At 71.1% G+C, this 16,841-nt stretch carries 10 protein-coding genes; all 10 read left to right on the forward strand.

The genetic code is table 11. From position 1 onward, the window contains the following. Positions 1 to 152: 152 nt before the first annotated feature. Positions 153 to 1,172, forward strand: a complete 1,020-nt coding sequence (locus ACFYYH_RS07290; protein ID WP_388547279.1) for a rod shape-determining protein — start codon at positions 153 to 155, stop codon at positions 1,170 to 1,172. 132 nt (positions 1,173 to 1,304) lie between these two features. Further along, a complete protein-coding gene (gene mreC / locus ACFYYH_RS07295) occupies positions 1,305 to 2,366 on the forward strand; it encodes a rod shape-determining protein MreC (RefSeq protein WP_388547069.1) in 1,062 nt (353 codons plus the stop codon). Between the two features lie 11 nt (positions 2,367 to 2,377). Further along, positions 2,378 to 3,046, forward strand: a complete 669-nt coding sequence (mreD, locus tag ACFYYH_RS07300; protein WP_388547071.1) for a rod shape-determining protein MreD — start codon at positions 2,378 to 2,380, stop codon at positions 3,044 to 3,046. Then, positions 3,043 to 5,217, forward strand: coding sequence for a penicillin-binding protein 2 (gene mrdA / locus ACFYYH_RS07305; RefSeq protein WP_388547073.1), 2,175 nt, complete (start codon positions 3,043 to 3,045; stop codon positions 5,215 to 5,217). The genes mreD and mrdA overlap by 4 nt, the downstream gene beginning before the upstream one ends. A gap of 3 nt (positions 5,218 to 5,220) precedes the next feature. Beyond that, entirely contained in the window at positions 5,221 to 6,423 is a 1,203-nt protein-coding gene (rodA, locus tag ACFYYH_RS07310; RefSeq protein WP_388547075.1) for a rod shape-determining protein RodA, read from the forward strand. An 88-nt stretch (positions 6,424 to 6,511) separates the two neighbouring features. Beyond that, complete coding sequence (locus tag ACFYYH_RS07315; protein WP_388547077.1) at positions 6,512 to 8,197, forward strand: CHAD domain-containing protein; 1,686 nt, start codon at positions 6,512 to 6,514, stop codon at positions 8,195 to 8,197. A gap of 115 nt (positions 8,198 to 8,312) precedes the next feature. Next, positions 8,313 to 10,238 (forward strand): TIGR03960 family B12-binding radical SAM protein, encoded by a 1,926-nt coding sequence (locus ACFYYH_RS07320; RefSeq protein WP_388547079.1) that lies wholly within the window; start codon positions 8,313 to 8,315, stop codon positions 10,236 to 10,238. A 131-nt stretch (positions 10,239 to 10,369) separates the two neighbouring features. Further along, a complete protein-coding gene (locus tag ACFYYH_RS07325; protein ID WP_388547081.1) occupies positions 10,370 to 10,903 on the forward strand; it encodes a GNAT family N-acetyltransferase in 534 nt (177 codons plus the stop codon). A gap of 397 nt (positions 10,904 to 11,300) precedes the next feature. Then, positions 11,301 to 12,083: a TIGR03936 family radical SAM-associated protein gene (locus tag ACFYYH_RS07330; RefSeq protein WP_388547083.1), complete on the forward strand. Its 783-nt coding sequence runs from the start codon at positions 11,301 to 11,303 to the stop codon at positions 12,081 to 12,083. Positions 12,084 to 12,315: 232 nt separating this feature from the next. Beyond that, positions 12,316 to 16,557 (forward strand): Rne/Rng family ribonuclease, encoded by a 4,242-nt coding sequence (locus ACFYYH_RS07335; protein WP_388547086.1) that lies wholly within the window; start codon positions 12,316 to 12,318, stop codon positions 16,555 to 16,557. Positions 16,558 to 16,841: the final 284 nt, after the last annotated feature.

Below are 16,841 nucleotides of genomic sequence, written 5' to 3' on the forward strand. Positions count from 1 at the left end.
CTTCGTCACCCTTACTGAGGTGGGCCAGCGAGCGGACGTCGCACAGGCGTGACTACGATGGAAGCCTCCAAGCCACAGCACCCACCTCGCCATCCTGAGAAGCCATCAAAGCTCTATTTGGGAAGGCCAGACGCATCCTCATGGGGAACAACATGTCGTTCATCGGCCGTGACATGGCTGTCGACCTCGGGACCGCCAACACGCTGGTGTACGTCAGAGGCCGGGGGATCGTACTCAACGAACCGTCCGTCGTAGCCATCAACACCAACACAGGCGGCATTCTCGCGGTCGGCGCGGAAGCCAAGAAGATGATCGGCCGGACACCGGGCAACATTGTTGCCGTCCGGCCACTGAAGGACGGCGTGATCGCCGACTTCGAAATCACCGAGCGTATGCTGCGTTACTTCATCCTCAAGATCCACAAGCGTCGCTATCTGGCCAGGCCGCGCGTGGTCGTCTGTGTGCCCTCGGGCATCACGGGCGTCGAGCGCCGTGCCGTCATCGAAGCTTCCACCCAGGCCGGCGCGCGACAGGTGCACATCATCGAAGAGCCGATGGCCGCGGCCATCGGCTCCGGACTCCCGGTCCACGAGGCCACCGGCAACATGGTGGTCGACATCGGCGGCGGTACCACCGAGGTCGCGGTGATCTCCCTCGGCGGAATCGTCACAGCGCAGTCGATCCGGGTCGCCGGGGACGAGTTGGACAACGCGATCATCCAGCACGTCAAGAAGGAGTACTCCCTCCTCCTGGGTGAGCGGACCGCCGAGAGCATCAAGATCACCATCGGTTCCGCATACGACCTCGACAAGGACGAGCACACCGAGATCCGCGGGCGTGACCTGGTCTCCGGGCTGCCGAAGACCGTGGTCATCTCCGCCGCCGAGGTCCGCAAGGCCATCGAGGAACCGGTCAACTCGATCGTCGACGCCGTGAAGACGACGCTCGACAAGTGCCCGCCCGAGCTGTCCGGCGATGTGATGGACCGTGGGATCGTGCTCACCGGCGGCGGCGCGCTGCTGCGCGGCCTCGACGAGCGGCTGCGCAGGGAGACCGGAATGCCCATCCATATCGCCGAGGACCCGCTGGACTCCGTCGCGCTCGGAGCCGGCAAGTGCGTCGAGGAGTTCGAGGCGCTCCAGCAGGTGCTGGACGCCCAGCCCCGCCGATGACACGACTCTCCGTATCCTCCCCCCGGGCCCCGCGGTCCGGGGGGAGTACCGGTACGGGCCATCACCTCCCGTACGGCGGATCGTCGACATACCCAGAGAAACATTCCTACGAGGAAGGCACGGCCGCCGCACGTGAGGGACACACGAGAGAGCCGGCTGCTCCTGGTGCTGCTGATCGCCATCGCGTTCGCACTGATCACGGTGGACATCCGCGGCGGTGAGGGGTCACCGGTCGACGGCGCGCGGCGGGTCGCCGCGACGGTCTTCGGCCCGGTGGAGAGCGGTGTGGCGTCCGCGGTGAATCCGGTCGGCCACGCCATAGGAGCCGTAAGGGACTCCGGGGCGCGGCACGACCGCATCGCCGCGCTCCAGAAGGAGAACACCGCGCTCAAGACCCGGCTCGGCAGCGACGCCCGCAACCGCAGCCGGGTGCGTGAGCTCGACAAGATGCTCAAGAAGGCGGGCGCGGGGCAGTACGGCCTCAAGGGCGCCGAAGTCATCGCCATAGGAGCCGCCCAGGGTTTCTCCTGGACGGTCACCATCGACGCGGGCGCCGATGACGGCATCACCCGCGACATGACGGTCATCAACGGGGACGGCCTGGTCGGCCGTGTCACCACCGTCGGTCCGGGCACCGCGACCGTACTGCTCGCCAACGACCCGGACTTCACCGTCGGCACCCGGATGGAGACCACCGACGAACTGGGCTTCGCCACCGGGCAGGGCGACCGCCCGCTCTCCGTCCAGCTCCTCAACGGCAAGGCGAAGGTCAAGAACGGCGACCGGCTGGTGACCTTCGGGTCCAGCAAGGACAAGCCCTTCGTGCCCGGTGTGCCGGTCGGCGAGGTCGTACGGGTCGACCCGTCCGGCGGCAACCTCACCCGGACGGTGTACGTACGGCCCTTCGTCGGGTTCACCAAGCTCGACATCGTCGGTGTGGTGGTCGAGGCGCCCCGGACGGACCCCAGGGACACAGTGCTGCCGCCCAAGCCCAAGGCCGAGCCGACGCCCACCGTCACCGTCACGGTGACCCCGTCGCCCAACGGTGAACTCGAAGCCAACGGCGAGGCCGCCGACGTCGTGGGCGACGGCACGGATCCGGGCAACCCGCCGGGCAACCCGCCGGCGGATCCACAGGCCGACGACAACGCCCAAGGCAATGCCGACGGCCCAGCGGACGACGACCAGGAGTAGGGCTGATTCCCATGCGCTTCAACCGGATTCTGCTCTCCACCACGCTCGTCGTGGTCGCCATGGTCGTCCAGGTGTCCGTCCTCGCCAGACTCCAGCTCCCCGGCGCCGTCCCCGATCTGACGCTTCTCGTCGTACTCGCGCTGGCCTTCGTGTACGGCCATGTCAGCGGCGCGTTCATCGGCTTCGGCGCCGGACTGCTGGCCGACCTGGCACCGCCCGCCGACCACGCCGCCGGGCGCTACGCCCTGGTGCTCTGTGTCATCGGCTATCTGGCGGGGCTCGCCCGGCCCGAGAAGGGCCAGATGAGATCGGCGCTCGCCCCGATGGGCGCGGTCGTGGTCGCGGCCATCGGTTCGACACTGCTGTACGCGGCGGTGGGCGCCCTCGTCGGCGACACCGGCGCCCGCCATGTGGGCCTCGCGAGTCTGCTGTTCACGGCCGCGATCTACGATCTGCTGCTCGCGCCGTTCGTCGTTCCCCTGATCATGTGGCTGGCCAGACGCGCCGAGAACGATCCGCTCGCCGATACCCAGAGCGGCGGCGGTTCCGATGTGGCGGCGAGCTGGCTCGCCTCAGGCACGGGGCTGCGGATCGGCGGCCAGCGCAGCGGACTGTGGGTCAGGGCCGCGCGTAACCGCGCGGCCAGGGCGGGACGTATCAAGGGGGTCAAGCGGCTTTGAGCAATATCCCGGAGACCGGACGGACCCCGCGGGTCCAGATCCGGCTCATCGTCATCCAGGTTCTCGTCTTCTCCCTTCTCCTCACCCTCGGCGGCCGGCTCTGGTACCTCCAGGTCCGCAACGGCCAGGAGTACACGGACGAGGCGAAGAGCAACCATGTGCAGCAGGTCGTCCAGCCGGCCGTGCGCGGTTCGATCCTCGACACCCGGGGTGTTCCGCTCGCCGACAACGAGACCCGCCTCGTCGTGTCCACCAGCCGTACCGACCTCATGAAGATGAAGGACGGCGGCAAGGGCGTGCTGACCCGGCTCGCCGGTGTCCTCGGCATGAAGCCCAAGGACGTGATGGACAAGGTCAGGCTCTGCGACTCGAAGACCCCGAAGCCCTGCTGGAACGGCTCGCCCTACCAGCCGATCCCGATCACCGACGAGGCCACCACCCAGCAGGCGCTCCAGATCCGCGAGCGCACCGAGGACTTCCCCGGCATCACCGCCGAGCCCACCGCCGTACGCCGCTACGCCGCGCCCGGCCTCGCCAACACCGCCCAGGTGCTGGGGTATCTCTCGCCCGTCACCGACGAGGAGATCACCAAGGCGCAGGACAGCGACTCACCGTATCTGCGCTCGGACCAGGTCGGCCGGTCCGGCCTCGAGCGCACGTACGACAAGGAACTGCGCGGCAAGGCGGGCGTCACCCGCTACGAGGTCGACAACCTGGGCCGGGTCATCGGGCTGGCCCGCAGCGACCAGGCCGAGCCCGGCGCCCATGTCGTCACCTCCATCGACGCGCGCGTGCAGGCCGTCGCCGAGTACGAGCTGAACGAGGCGATGAAGGCCGCGCGCAAGGAGATGGACCGCAACACCAACCAGCACTACAAGGCGGACTCCGGAGCCGTCGTCGTCATGGAGGCGAAGACCGGCCGGGTCGTCGCGATGGCCTCCCAGCCGACCTACGACCCCAACGCCTGGGTCGGCGGCATCTCCGCCAAGGAGTACGCCAGGCTCACCGGCAAGAAGTCCAACTTCCCGCTGCTGAACCGGGCCATCCAGGGCCAGGCGGCGCCCGGCTCGATCTTCAAGGTCGTCTCCTCGACCGCCGCGGTCAACGCCGGCTACGACTTCAACGGCAGCTACCCCTGCCCCAGTTCGTACAGCATCGGCGGTCAGGTCTTCCAGAACTTCGAGTCCAGGGGCTACGGCAGCATCAGCCTCGGCAAGGCGCTCGAAGTCTCCTGCGACACGGTGTTCTACGGTCTCGCGCACAAGGAGTGGCTGAAGGACGGCGGTCTGAAGCCGAAGAAGGACGCGAAGAACTGGTTCTACCGGACGGCCCACCAGTTCGGCCTCGGCAAGGAGACCGGTATCGACCTCCCCAACGAGGTCACCGGCCGGGTCCCCGACCGCCAGTGGAAGCAGAAGTTCTGGGAGGCCAACAAGGACGGCTGGTGCAAGCAGGGCAAGAAGGGCGGCACCTATGTCGAACGGCTCGCCTACGAAGGCTGCCTCGAAGGCAATCTGATGCGCGCCGGTGACTCCGTCAACTACTCGATCGGCCAGGGCGACATCCTCGTCACCCCGGTCCAGATGGCGACCATCTACTCGGCGATCTCCAACGGCGGCACCCTCTACAACCCCGTCGTCGGCAAGGCGATCGTCAGCGCCGACGGCAAGCACACCCGGCGGATCGAGCCGAAGTCCCACGGCGAGCTGCCGTTCGACAGGAAGACGCGCGACTTGATAGACCGAGCTCTCGCGGCCGTCACCACCACCGGCTCCGCCGCCTGGCGCTTCGGCGGCTGGCCGCAGAAGCAGATCCCGATGCACGCCAAGACGGGTACGGCCGAGGTCTACGGCAAGCAGACGACCTCCTGGTTCGCGTCGTACACCAGGGACTACACGATCGTCATGACCATCTCCCAGGGTGGTACGGGCTCCGGGGCCTCGGGGCCCGCCGTGCGGAAGATCTACGAGGCGATGTACGGGCTGAACCCCAAGGGCGAGCAGGATCTCGGCAAGGCCCTGATGCCCGAGCCGCGCACGGACCTCCCCAAGATCCAGCCGGACGGTTCGATCGAGGCGCCGAGGATCAGGCCGTACGAGCCGCCGAAGGAGGAACCGCTGGACGAGCAGCTCCTCGCGGGTCCGCCCGCGACCACCGCACGGAGGGACTGAACGATGGCCGGCCCAGGTGGCTTCACGGTCTCCGGTTACGGTCCGCAGCGCGGCACGTGGACCCGGCTCGCGGCGCGCGACTCGATGGTGCGCAGGCTCGACTGGCCGCTGCTCTTTTCGTCGCTGGCGCTGTCACTGCTGGGCTCGCTGCTCGTCTGGTCGGCGACCCGCAACCGTACCCAGCTCAACCAGGGCGATCCCTACTTCTTCCTGGTGCGTCATCTCTTCAACACCGGTATCGGTTTCGCCCTGATGGTCGGCACGATCTGGCTGGGGCACCGCACCCTGCGGGGCGCCGTACCGGCGCTCTACGGGCTCTCCCTCGTGCTGGTCGTGCTGGTCCTCACCCCGCTGGGCGCGACCATCAACGGCGCGCACGCCTGGATCCTGCTCCCCGGGGGCTTCTCGCTCCAGCCGTCCGAGTTCGTGAAGGTCACGATCATCCTCGGCATGGCGATGATGCTGGCGGCCCGGGTGGACGCGGGGGACCAGGACCATCCGGACCACCTGCTCGTCGCCAAGTCGCTCGGTCTCGCGGTGGTCCCGATGATCGTCGTGATGATGATGCCGGACCTCGGTTCGGTGATGGTCATGGTGGTGATCGTCCTCGGGGTGCTGCTCGCCTCGGGCGCCTCCAACCGCTGGATCTTCGGTCTGGTCGGTGTGGGAGCGGTCGGCGCGGTCGCGGTCGCGGCGCTCGGCGTGCTCGACGAGTACCAGATCAACCGATTCGCGGCCTTCGCCAACCCGAATCTGGACCCGGCGGGCGTCGGCTACAACACCAACCAGGCGCGCATCGCGATCGGCTCGGGCGGGCTGACCGGCACCGGGCTCTTCAAGGGCTCGCAGACCACCGGCCAGTTCGTGCCGGAGCAGCAGACGGACTTCGTCTTCACGGTCGCCGGCGAGGAGCTGGGATTCGTCGGCGCGGGGCTGATCCTGCTGCTGCTCGGTGTGGTGCTGTGGCGGGCCTGCCGGATCGCCCGGGAGGCGACCGATCTGTACGGGACGATCATCGCGGGCGGGATCATCACCTGGTTCGCGTTCCAGTCCTTCGAGAACATCGGGATGACGCTGGGCATCATGCCGGTGGCGGGGCTGCCGCTGCCGTTCGTGTCGTACGGCGGTACGTCGATGTTCGCGGTCTGGATCGCGGTGGGGCTGCTCCAGTCGATCCGGGTGAAGCGGCCCCTGGCGGCCCTGTGACCGGCGGTTCCCGGCGGTTGTCCGGCAGGTCCCGGGGCGGGGATTTTCCGGCAGCCCTATGAAGTGAATTCCCGGGTATGTTCCAGATATGGCGGAAACAAAACGAGAGATCGAACGCAAGTACGAACTCCCGAGCCGCTCCGGAGCCGCCGGACCGGCGGCGTCCGGCGCATCCCCCGGACTGCCGGATCTGACCCGGGCCAAGGGAGTCGACTCCGTCCGGGACGACGGCGTCGTGGAACTCGACGCGGTCTACTACGACACGCCGGATCTGCGTCTGGCCGCCGACTCCCTCACCCTCCGCCGCAGAACGGGAGGCGAGGACGCGGGCTGGCATCTCAAACTGCCTGTCTCGCGTGGCGTCCGTGACGAGATCCGGGCGCCCCTCACGGACACCGTTCCCGAGGAACTGACCACGCTGCTGCGCTCCCGGGTCCGCGACGCCGAGCTGGTCCCCGTCGTACGGCTGCGCACCTCGCGCGACATCCGCCGGCTGCTCGGCGGCGACGGCGCGCCGCTGGCGGAGGTCAGCGTCGACACCGTGCGCGCGCAGCGCCTCGGTGACGCGGTCGTCGCCACCTCGTGGACCGAGGTCGAGGTGGAACTGGCCGACGACGCCGATCCCGCGCTGCTGGACGCGGTGGACAAGAAGCTGCGCAAGGCGGGGCTGCGGCCGGCGTCCGCCGCGTCGAAGCTGAGCAGGGCGCTCGCGGAGACGGCGCCGACGGAGAACGCGGGAAAGCGGGCCGGAACGGCCGGGGCCGCGCCCCCGGGAAAGGCTTCCGGAAAGGGCGCGGGGAAGCGGGCCGCGAAGGGTGCGGGAAAGGGCGCGGGAAAGCGGGCCGGGAAGGGCGTGGGAAAGGCCTCCACGAAGGGTGCGAAGGCGCGGGCCACCGCCGCGGACCAGGTCCTCGCCTATCTGCGGACCCAGGCCGACGCGATCGTCGCCCAGGATCCCGCCGTCCGCCGCGACCTGCCGGACGCCGTGCACCAGCTACGGGTTGCCACCCGGCGGATGCGCTCCGCGTTCCGTACCTACGGCAAGGTCATCGACCGGTCCGTGACCGATCCGATCGGCGAGGAGCTGAAGTGGCTCGCGGCGGAGCTGGGCGTCGACCGCGACCAGGAGGTCCTCAACGAACGGATGCGCTCCCGGATCGCGGAACTGCCCGGGACGCTGCTGCTCGGCCCGGTGAGCGCGCGGCTCAGCATCTGGAACGCGGGCCGCCGTGCGGGTTCGCGCAGCAGGACCGTCGCCGTACTGGACAGCGAGCGGTACCTCGCCCTGCTGGAGCGCCTCGACGTGCTCCTCCGGGACCCGCCGCTGCGGTCCGCCGCGGCGAAGCGGCCCGGGAAGGTCCTGCCGGCGGCGATCCTCAAGGACTACCGGCGGCTGGCGGGCCGGGTCGAACGGGCGCTGGAGCTGCCCCCGGGCGAGGAGCGGGACATCGCCCTGCACAACGCCCGCAAGGCGGCCAAGCGCGCACGCTACGGGGCCGAGGCGGCCAAGCCCGCCCTGGGCAAGGCGGCCAAGCGGTTCGCCAAGCGGATGAAGGCCCTCCAGACCGTCCTCGGCGACCACCAGGACAGCGTGGTGGCCCGGGAGGCCCTCCGCGACCTCGGCGTCCACTCCCATGCGGCGGGCGAGTCCGCGTTCACGTGGGGCCTGCTGTACGGCCACGAGGAGGCCCAGGCGGCGCGGCGGGAGCGGGAGATGCCCCAGGTGTGGGCGAAGGCGGCCGTGCCGAAGCTGCGGGCCGCGCTGGCCGGGTGAGAGACGGGCCTGCGGCCGGCCGGCGGGCGGTCCGTGGCCGCTCGGCCGGCTGGCCGGTGACCGGGTGGGACCGGGGTAGTCTGGATGGCCAGCCTTGTCGGTCCACGAAAGATCCGTGATGCCTGAATCGGTCTTCCCACAGCTCGAAGCCCTGCTCCCGCATGTGCAGAAGCCGATCCAATACGTCGGCGGCGAGCTGAACTCCACCGTCAAGGACTGGGACGCGTGCGAGGTCCGCTGGGCGCTGATGTACCCGGACGCCTATGAGGTCGGGCTGCCCAACCAGGGCGTCATGATCCTGTACGAGGTGCTGAACGAGCGCGAGGGCGTGCTCGCCGAGCGCACGTACAGCGTCTGGCCGGACCTCGAAGAACTGATGCGCGAGCATCGGGTGCCCCAGTTCACGGTGGACTCGCACCGCCCGGTCTCCGCCTTCGACGTGTTCGGACTGAGCTTCTCCACCGAGCTGGGCTACACGAACATGCTGACCGCCCTGGACCTCGCGGGCATCCCGCTCGCCGCCCGGGACCGCACCGTCGACCACCCCATCGTGCTCGCGGGCGGCCACGCGGCCTTCAACCCCGAGCCGATCGCGGAGTTCATCGACTGCGCGGTCATCGGCGACGGTGAGCAGGCCGTTCTGGAGATCACCGAGATCGTCCGGGCCTGGAAGGCGGAGGGCCGTCCCGGCGGGCGCGAGGAGGTCCTGCTCCGGCTCGCCAGGACCGGCGGGGTGTACGTCCCGGGCTTCTACGACGTCGAGTATCTGCCGGACGGCCGGATCGGCCGGGTCGTACCGAACAGGAGCGGGGTGCCGTGGCGGGTGTCCAAGCACACCGTCATGGACCTCGACGAGTGGCCGTACCCGAAGCAGCCGCTGGTGCCGCTCGCGGAGACGGTGCACGAGCGGATGTCCGTGGAGATCTTCCGCGGCTGCACGCGCGGCTGCCGCTTCTGCCAGGCCGGCATGATCACGCGCCCGGTGCGCGAGCGCAGCATCACCGGGATCGGCGAGATGGTCGAGAAGGGGCTGAAGGCGACCGGCTTCGAGGAGGTCGGCCTGCTCTCGCTCTCCTCCGCCGACCACAGCGAGATCGGTGACATCGCCAAGGGGCTCGCCGACCGGTACGAGGCGGACAAGGTCGGGCTGTCCCTGCCGTCCACCCGGGTCGACGCGTTCAATGTCGACCTGGCCAACGAGCTGACCAGGAACGGCCGCAGGTCCGGTCTCACCTTCGCCCCCGAGGGCGGCTCCGAACGCATGCGCAAGGTCATCAACAAGATGGTCTCGGAGGAGGACCTGATCCGTACGGTCTCCACGGCCTACGGCAACGGCTGGCGGCAGGTGAAGCTGTACTTCATGTGCGGTCTGCCGACCGAGACCGACGAGGACGTCCTCCAGATCGGTGACATGGCCGTCAAGGTCATCGCCGAGGGCCGGAAGGTCTCCGGGCAGAACGACATCCGCTGCACGGTCTCGATCGGGGGATTCGTGCCCAAGCCGCACACCCCGTTCCAGTGGGCGCCGCAGCTCAGCGCCGAGGAGACCGACGCGCGGCTGGAGAAGCTCCGCGACAAGATCCGCGGCGACAAGAAGTACGGCCGCTCGATCGGCTTCCGCTACCACGACGGCAAGCCCGGCATCGTGGAGGGCCTGCTCTCCCGTGGCGACCGGCGCGTGGGCGCGGTCATCCGCGCGGTGTACGAGGACGGCGGCCGCTTCGACGGCTGGCGCGAGCACTTCTCGTACGACCGCTGGATGGCCTGCGCGGAGAAGACACTGCCCCAGTACGGCGTGGACGTCGCCTGGTACACCACCCGCGAGCGCACGTACGAGGAGGTCCTGCCCTGGGACCACCTGGACTCCGGTCTCGACAAGGACTGGCTCTGGGAGGACTGGCAGGACGCCCTCGACGAGACCGAGGTCGAGGACTGCCGCTGGACGCCGTGCTTCGACTGCGGTGTCTGCCCCCAGATGGACACCTCCATCCAGATCGGCCCGACGGGCAAGAAGCTGCTGCCGCTCACCGTCGTCAAGTGAGCGCCGGATGAGCGCCGGGTGAGCCGGCGGGCCCATCTGGTCCGGGGCCGGCCCGCCCGGTCACGGTCGCGCGTGGCCGGTCACCGCTTCGCGCGTGGCCGGCCGGGTGGGGGTGGCGGCAGAATGGGGGGATGCCGCGGTTCATCGCTCCCGACGTCCGGATCCAGGCCTCCTTCCTCGACGCGATGACGGAGTTCGTCGCGGAGGGCGCCGGTGAACGGGCCCTGCTTCTCCACGAGATGGAGGAGTTCGCGGCGCGCTGGCACCGGCCCGAGGTGTTCACGAGCTATGTGGACCGGCTCAACGCCGAACCCCTGGAGGAGACCCCGCGTGTCCGGGGCTGGGTGCCCAACACCACGCTCTGGTACGTCGAGGGCGACACGTTTCTCGGGCGCCTCGCGATCCGCCACCGCCTCAACCCGTTCCTGCGTGAACTGGGCGGCCATATCGGCTATGCCGTACGTCCCAGCGCCCGGCGGCGCGGCCACGCGACCGCCATGCTCGCCGAGGCCATCCCGGTCGCGCGGGACCTCGGGATCGAGTCCGTGCTCGTCACCTGCGACACCACCAACACCCCCTCGCGCAAGGTGATCGAGGCGGCGGGCGGAGTGCTGGAGGACGAACGCGGCGGGAAGCTGCGCTTCTGGATCCGAACAGCCGTCTGACGTGTCCGCTCCGGCAGGGAGCAGGACAGATCGTCGCGGGCAGTCGCTGGTGCGTGACGGGCTGGTGGTGCGGGTGAGCCGGGTGTGGCGTGGTGTCCCCGTCCCGACGGGGCGGGGAACCGGCGCGGCGATCACCGTGGTGCGGCGTGCGCCGGCCGGGGCGGCGCGTGTCCACAAGCCTGGGGAACTGCCGGAGGGCCTTACGCGTACTCTGGGTAGTACAACGATCGTCCCCGGCGCGGAGCCCGCACCCGAGATCTCCTTGCGGAAGCGGGGCTGAGCCGGGAACCGGGGGCAACCCCACATCCGAGGGCGGCGCGTCACCGCGTACCGCCCGCACCGAGGAGAAGAAGCACTGGGCAAGCGACAGCCCGAAGGCCCGCCACCCGCACCGGCGGTGCAGCGCATCCGACTGCGCTACACCAAGCGCGGCCGCCTCCGGTTCACCAGCCACCGTGATTTCCAGCGCGCCTTCGAGCGGGCGCTGCGCCGCGCCGACGTACCCATGGCGTACTCGGCGGGGTTCACCCCGCATCCCAAGGTCTCGTACGCCAATGCCGCACCCACCGGCACGGGCAGTGAGGCCGAGTTCCTGGAGATCGCCCTGGTGGAGGCCCGCGACCCGGACAAGCTGCGTGAGCTGCTGGACGAGTCGCTGCCGGCCGGGCTCGACATCATCGACGCCGTCGAGGCCCGTACGCCGGGGCTCGCCGACCGGCTGACCGCTTCCGTCTGGGAGCTGCGGCTGGACGGTGTGGAGCCGCGGCGGGCGGACGAGGCCGTGGCGGCTTTCCTCGCCGCCGGGGCGGTGGAGGTCGAGCGCCGTACGAAGAACGGTCTGCGGACCTTCGACGCACGCGGCGCGGTGGTCGCCCTGGAGTCGGTTCCTCCACTGCCCGATAGGCCGGGGGACGGGCCCTGTGCGATACTGCGCCTGGTTGTTCGGCACGCAACACCCGCCGTGCGACCCGACGACGTCCTGTCCGGTCTCCGAGCTGTGGCCGACCTGGCGCCGCCGGTCCCCGCAGCGGTGACCAGGCTGGCGCAGGGGCTCTTCGACGAGGAGACCGGCACGGTGACCGACCCGCTCGCGCCCGACCGCGAGGCAGTACGGCCCGCCCCGTTCAAGGCCGCCGTACTCGCCGCCGCGAAGGCGCCGGAAGGTGCAGGTTCCGCGTAGGGCGGTCGTTGTAGCGCAGCCCTGGGACTCGGGAGCCACCTGGGTCGGGCCGCGCACTGACCAGAAGACTTTCGCCAGGCCGTACGTACATCGCGTAGGGAACCGGCGAGCCAGACATAACAGCTCCCGTGCGGCGCCCGCGCCCCGGACGGCGGCATTCGCGCATCGCGCGGGCCGCGGCCGGACCGGATTCAGGCGTGGCGCCCGGGAGCGTGACGGGAGACACCCCCGCATGCTTGAGCCCATCGAAGCCGGAAACCCCGGAAACACCGGAAATTCCGACACCGCCGACAACATCGACAACATCAACAACACCGCCAGCATCAACGAAGAGAACAACTCCCCCAGCGACACGCTGCCGCCGCGCCGCAGGCGCCGCGCCGCGTCGCGGCCCGCGGGCCCGCCGGCCGGGGGCGCCGAGAACGGCGCCGCCGTGAGCGTGGCCGAGACGGTCGTACCGGCCGCACCGGCTGCCGAGGCGGCCGTGGCCGGGGACACGGCACAGGACGCCGGGGCGCCCGTGGCCGAGGAGGCCGCGCCGCCGCGTACGCGCCGCCGTGCGACCCGCAAGGCCGCCGCGCCCGAGGTCACCGCGGACGGCACGGCCGGATCCGTGGCGAGCGCGGAGAGCGGTGAGGCGCCGGTGGCCGAGGAGGCCGCGCCGCCGCGTACGCGCCGCCGCGCCACCCGTAAGGTCGCCGCGCCGGAGCCGACCGGGTCCGAGGCGACGGCCGAGGCCGCGCGGACCGTGACGAGCGCGGCCCCCGCCGTGGAGAGCCCGGCCGAGGAGCCGGCGTCCGCCGAGGCCGAGTCCAAGCCCGCCCCCCGTACGCGTCGCCGCGCCACCCGCAGGGCCACCGCGCCCGAGGCCGCGCCCTCGGAGACCGCCGCGTCCGAGATCGTCGAGCCCGCGCCCGCCGTGGAGCCGGAGGCCGTCGCGGCCCCCGCCGTGGAGAGCCCGGCCGAGGAGCCGGTGCCCGCCGAGGCCGAGTCCAAGCCCGCCCCCCGTTCGCGCCGCCGCGCCACCCGCAGGGCCACCGCGCCCGCCGGTGCGCCGGGCGCCGACGAGAACGGCGCCCAGGAGGGCGAGGGACTGCCGCAGGACACCGTGGCCCAGATCAGCGCCGACGAGGAGCATGTCCGGGCCGCGGAGAAGGCCGCCAGCCGTGGCCGTACGCGTCGCAGGGCCACCGCGCCGGAGACCACCGCCCCCGAGCCCGTGACCGCGTCCGTGCCGGAGCCCGCCGCGGCGCCCGAGCGCTCGCGCCGTCGCACCGCCCGGCCCGCCGTGGCCGTCTTCCAGGCGCCCGTCTTCACCGAGCCGATGTTCCAGACCCCGGAGACCGCCGCGGCGGCCGCGGCCGCGGTCAGGCCCGCGTACGACGACGTCTACGACGACCCCTACTTCGACCACAACGACCACACCGCCGACCCCGCTGACACCGCCGAAGACGAGACCGAGGCCGAGACCGTGGCGGCGGCCGAGCCCGTCGCCCCGCCGGAGACCTCCGGCCGCCGTCGGCGCCGCCGCCGCGGCGAGTCCGCCGAGCCCGTGGAGAGCGCCCCGGCCGCCGAAGAGGCGCCGCACGACTCCGTGGACGAGAGCGAGACCGAGACGGAGCAGTCCGAGGGCGACGACTCCGACGAGTACGAGGACCGTCCCTCGCGCCGTCGTCGCCGGGGTGGCAGGCGCCGCCGTCGCGGTGAGTCCGCCGAGGCCGACGAGACCGGCGACGAGCAGCACGACGACGTCGTCGAGCCCGTCGAGGACGCCGACCACGAGAGTGACCCGGACGACGAGGACCACGACGAGACCGAGACCGCGGAGTCGTCCGGAGGTGGCGGCTCCTCCAGCAGCCGGCGTCGCCGCCGCCGTCGCCGTCGCAGCGGTGACGGGGCCACCGAGGCCGAGTCGGGCGGCGACGACCCGGAGCGTACGGTCGTCAAGGTCCGCGAGCCGCGCGAGCGGCGCACCAAGGACACCGAGCCCGGCACCGGCGCCGACGAGGTGCAGTCCATCAAGGGCTCGACCCGGCTGGAGGCCAAGAAGCAGCGCCGCCGCGAGGGGCGCGAGCAGGGCCGCCGCAGGGTGCCGATCATCACCGAGGCGGAGTTCCTCGCCCGGCGTGAGGCCGTCGAGCGGGTGATGGTCGTCCGCCAGAACGGCGAGCGCACCCAGATCGGTGTGCTTGAGGACAACGTGCTCGTCGAGCACTACGTCAACAAGGAACAGGCCACCAGCTACGTCGGCAACGTCTACCTGGGCAAGGTGCAGAACGTCCTGCCGTCCATGGAGGCCGCCTTCGTCGACATCGGCAAGGGGCGCAACGCCGTCCTGTACGCGGGTGAGGTCAACTTCGAGGCGCTGGGCATGGCCAACGGCCCCCGCCGGATCGAGAGCGCCCTCAAGTCCGGCCAGTCGGTGCTCGTCCAGGTGACGAAGGACCCGATCGGCCACAAGGGCGCCCGGCTCACCAGCCAGGTGTCGCTGCCCGGCCGCTATCTGGTCTATGTGCCCGAGGGCTCGATGACCGGCATCAGCCGCAAGCTGCCCGACACCGAGCGGGCCCGGCTGAAGACCATCCTCAAGAAGATCGTCCCCGAGGACGCGGGCGTCATCGTCCGTACGGCCGCGGAGGGCGCCAGCGAGGACGAGCTGCGCCGCGATGTCGAACGGCTCCAGGGGCAGTGGGAGGACATCAAGAAGAAGGCGAAGAGCGGCAACGCGCCGACCCTTCTCTACGGTGAGCCCGACATGACCGTCCGGGTCGTGCGTGACATCTTCAACGAGGACTTCACCAAGGTCATCGTCAGTGGTGACCAGGCGTGGCAGACCATCCACGGCTATGTCGCGCATGTCGCGCCGGATCTGTCCGACCGGCTGTCGCGCTGGACGGGCGAGGCCGACGTCTTCGCGACGTACCGGATCGACGAGCAGCTCATGAAGGCGCTGGACCGCAAGGTCTGGCTGCCCAGCGGCGGTTCGCTGGTGATCGACAAGACCGAGGCCATGGTCGTGGTCGACGTCAACACCGGGAAGTTCACCGGGCAGGGCGGCAATCTCGAGGAGACCGTCACCAGGAACAACCTGGAGGCGGCCGAGGAGATCGTGCGCCAGTTGCGCCTGCGCGACCTGGGCGGGATCGTCGTCATCGACTTCATCGACATGGTGCTGGAGTCCAACCGGGATCTGGTGCTGCGGCGGCTGCTGGAGTGCCTGGGCCGGGACCGTACGAAGCACCAGGTCGCCGAGGTGACCTCGCTGGGTCTGGTCCAGATGACCCGTAAGCGGGTCGGCCAGGGGCTGCTGGAGTCGTTCTCCGAGACCTGTGTGCACTGCAACGGCCGCGGTGTGATCGTCCATATGGAACAGCCGACGACGGCCGGTGGCGGTGGCAACGGCAAGCGCTCGAAGAAGCGCGGCCGTGGCGGCGCGGCCGGTACGGACCACGAGCACGAGCACGACCACGAGCAGATCGAGATCGTGGCGGAGACCGGGGCCGAGGACGAGACGGAGGCGGAGGTCGCCGCGGAGGTGGCCGTTCCGGCCGCTCTCGCGGAGCCCGCGTTCGCCCCGGACGAGGAGCTGTTCAGCAGCGTCGCGGAGGCCGAGGCGTCCGTACGGGGACGTTCGCGCCGCCGTGCGTCGCGCAAGGCCACCGCTCCGGCGGGTTCGCCGAGGGCGGTGCGGGCCGTGGAGCCGGAGGCGCCGGAGGCGGCCGTGGCGACTCCTGTCGCGGAGTCCGTGGCCGCGGAGTCCCCGGTGACCGAGCCCGTGGCGGCGGAGCCCCGGGCCGAGGCCGTTCAGGACGAGGCGCCCAAGGGCCGTACGCGCCGCCGGGCCACGCGCAAGGCGACGGCTCCGGCCGGTTCGCCGAAGGCCGGGGACGAGGCGGCGGCGGCCGAGGTGGTCGTGCCCGCGTCCGAGCCGGTGCCCGTGCGGGCCGAGCCCGAGGCCGTGCCCGAGCCCCGCGCGGCCGAGCCGGCCGAGGCCGGGGAGCCGGCGCCGCAGGAGGTGCCCGTGGCGGCGCCGCCGCGTGCGCGCCGCCGGGTGACCCGCAAGGTCACCGCGCCGGCCGGGTCGCCCTCGGGCGCCGAGGACGCGGCGGTCGTCGTGGTGGCCTCGGGGACATCGTCGGTGAAGGCCGACGAGCCCGCCGGAGCCGTGGAGACCGCAGCGACGTCCGTCCAGGAGGTCCAGGACGGTCAGGACGCCTCGGAGGCCTCGGAGGAGACGGCGCCCGCGAAGAAGACGGCACGCAAGACCGCCGCCAAGAAGGCGCCCGCGAAGAAGACGGCCGCCAAGAAGGCGACGGTCAAGAAGACCGCGGCGAAGAAGACGACGACGGCCAAGAAGACGGCCACGAAGTCGACGGCGACGGCCAAGAAGACCGCCGCGAAGTCGACGGCGAAGAAGACCGCGGCGGCCGAGCAGCAGACGCCCTCCGGCGTCACGGCCTCCACGGAGGAGTAGGGCGCCCCGGCCCCCGGGACCACCGGGGGCCGGGGCCGGCCGCGGGTGACCCGGGGCCGGCACCGGCCGTGCCCGGCCGCCGGACGGGCAGGTTCCCCGGCCCGTCCGGAGCACCGTCCGGAGCGGGGGAGCTGGTTTGACCCCCTGGACAGCGGCCCCGTACTCTAAACCTTCGGCGTGTTCCAATGCGCGCCCACTCCTGAGCACCCACCTCCCGGACTTCCGGGGGAGGCCGCTCGTCCTGTCAGGATCGCCATGGGCCCCCGGCCTGTGCGAGCGGCTGG

Source organism: Streptomyces sp. NPDC002018 (assembly GCF_042890865.1).
GTDB lineage: Bacteria > Actinomycetota > Actinomycetes > Streptomycetales > Streptomycetaceae > Streptomyces.

Excerpts from the sequence above, each read along its gene's own strand:
- ACFYYH_RS07290 (WP_388547279.1), top strand. The coding sequence starts at position 153 with ATGTCGTTCATCGGCCGTGACATGGCTGTCGACCTCGGGACCGCCAAC.
- mreD (WP_388547071.1), top strand. The coding sequence starts at position 2,378 with ATGCGCTTCAACCGGATTCTGCTCTCCACCACGCTCGTCGTGGTCGCC.
- rodA (WP_388547075.1), top strand. The coding sequence starts at position 5,221 with ATGGCCGGCCCAGGTGGCTTCACGGTCTCCGGTTACGGTCCGCAGCGC.
- ACFYYH_RS07315 (WP_388547077.1), top strand. The coding sequence starts at position 6,512 with ATGGCGGAAACAAAACGAGAGATCGAACGCAAGTACGAACTCCCGAGC.
- ACFYYH_RS07325 (WP_388547081.1), top strand. The coding sequence starts at position 10,370 with ATGCCGCGGTTCATCGCTCCCGACGTCCGGATCCAGGCCTCCTTCCTC.
- ACFYYH_RS07335 (WP_388547086.1), top strand. The coding sequence starts at position 12,316 with ATGCTTGAGCCCATCGAAGCCGGAAACCCCGGAAACACCGGAAATTCC.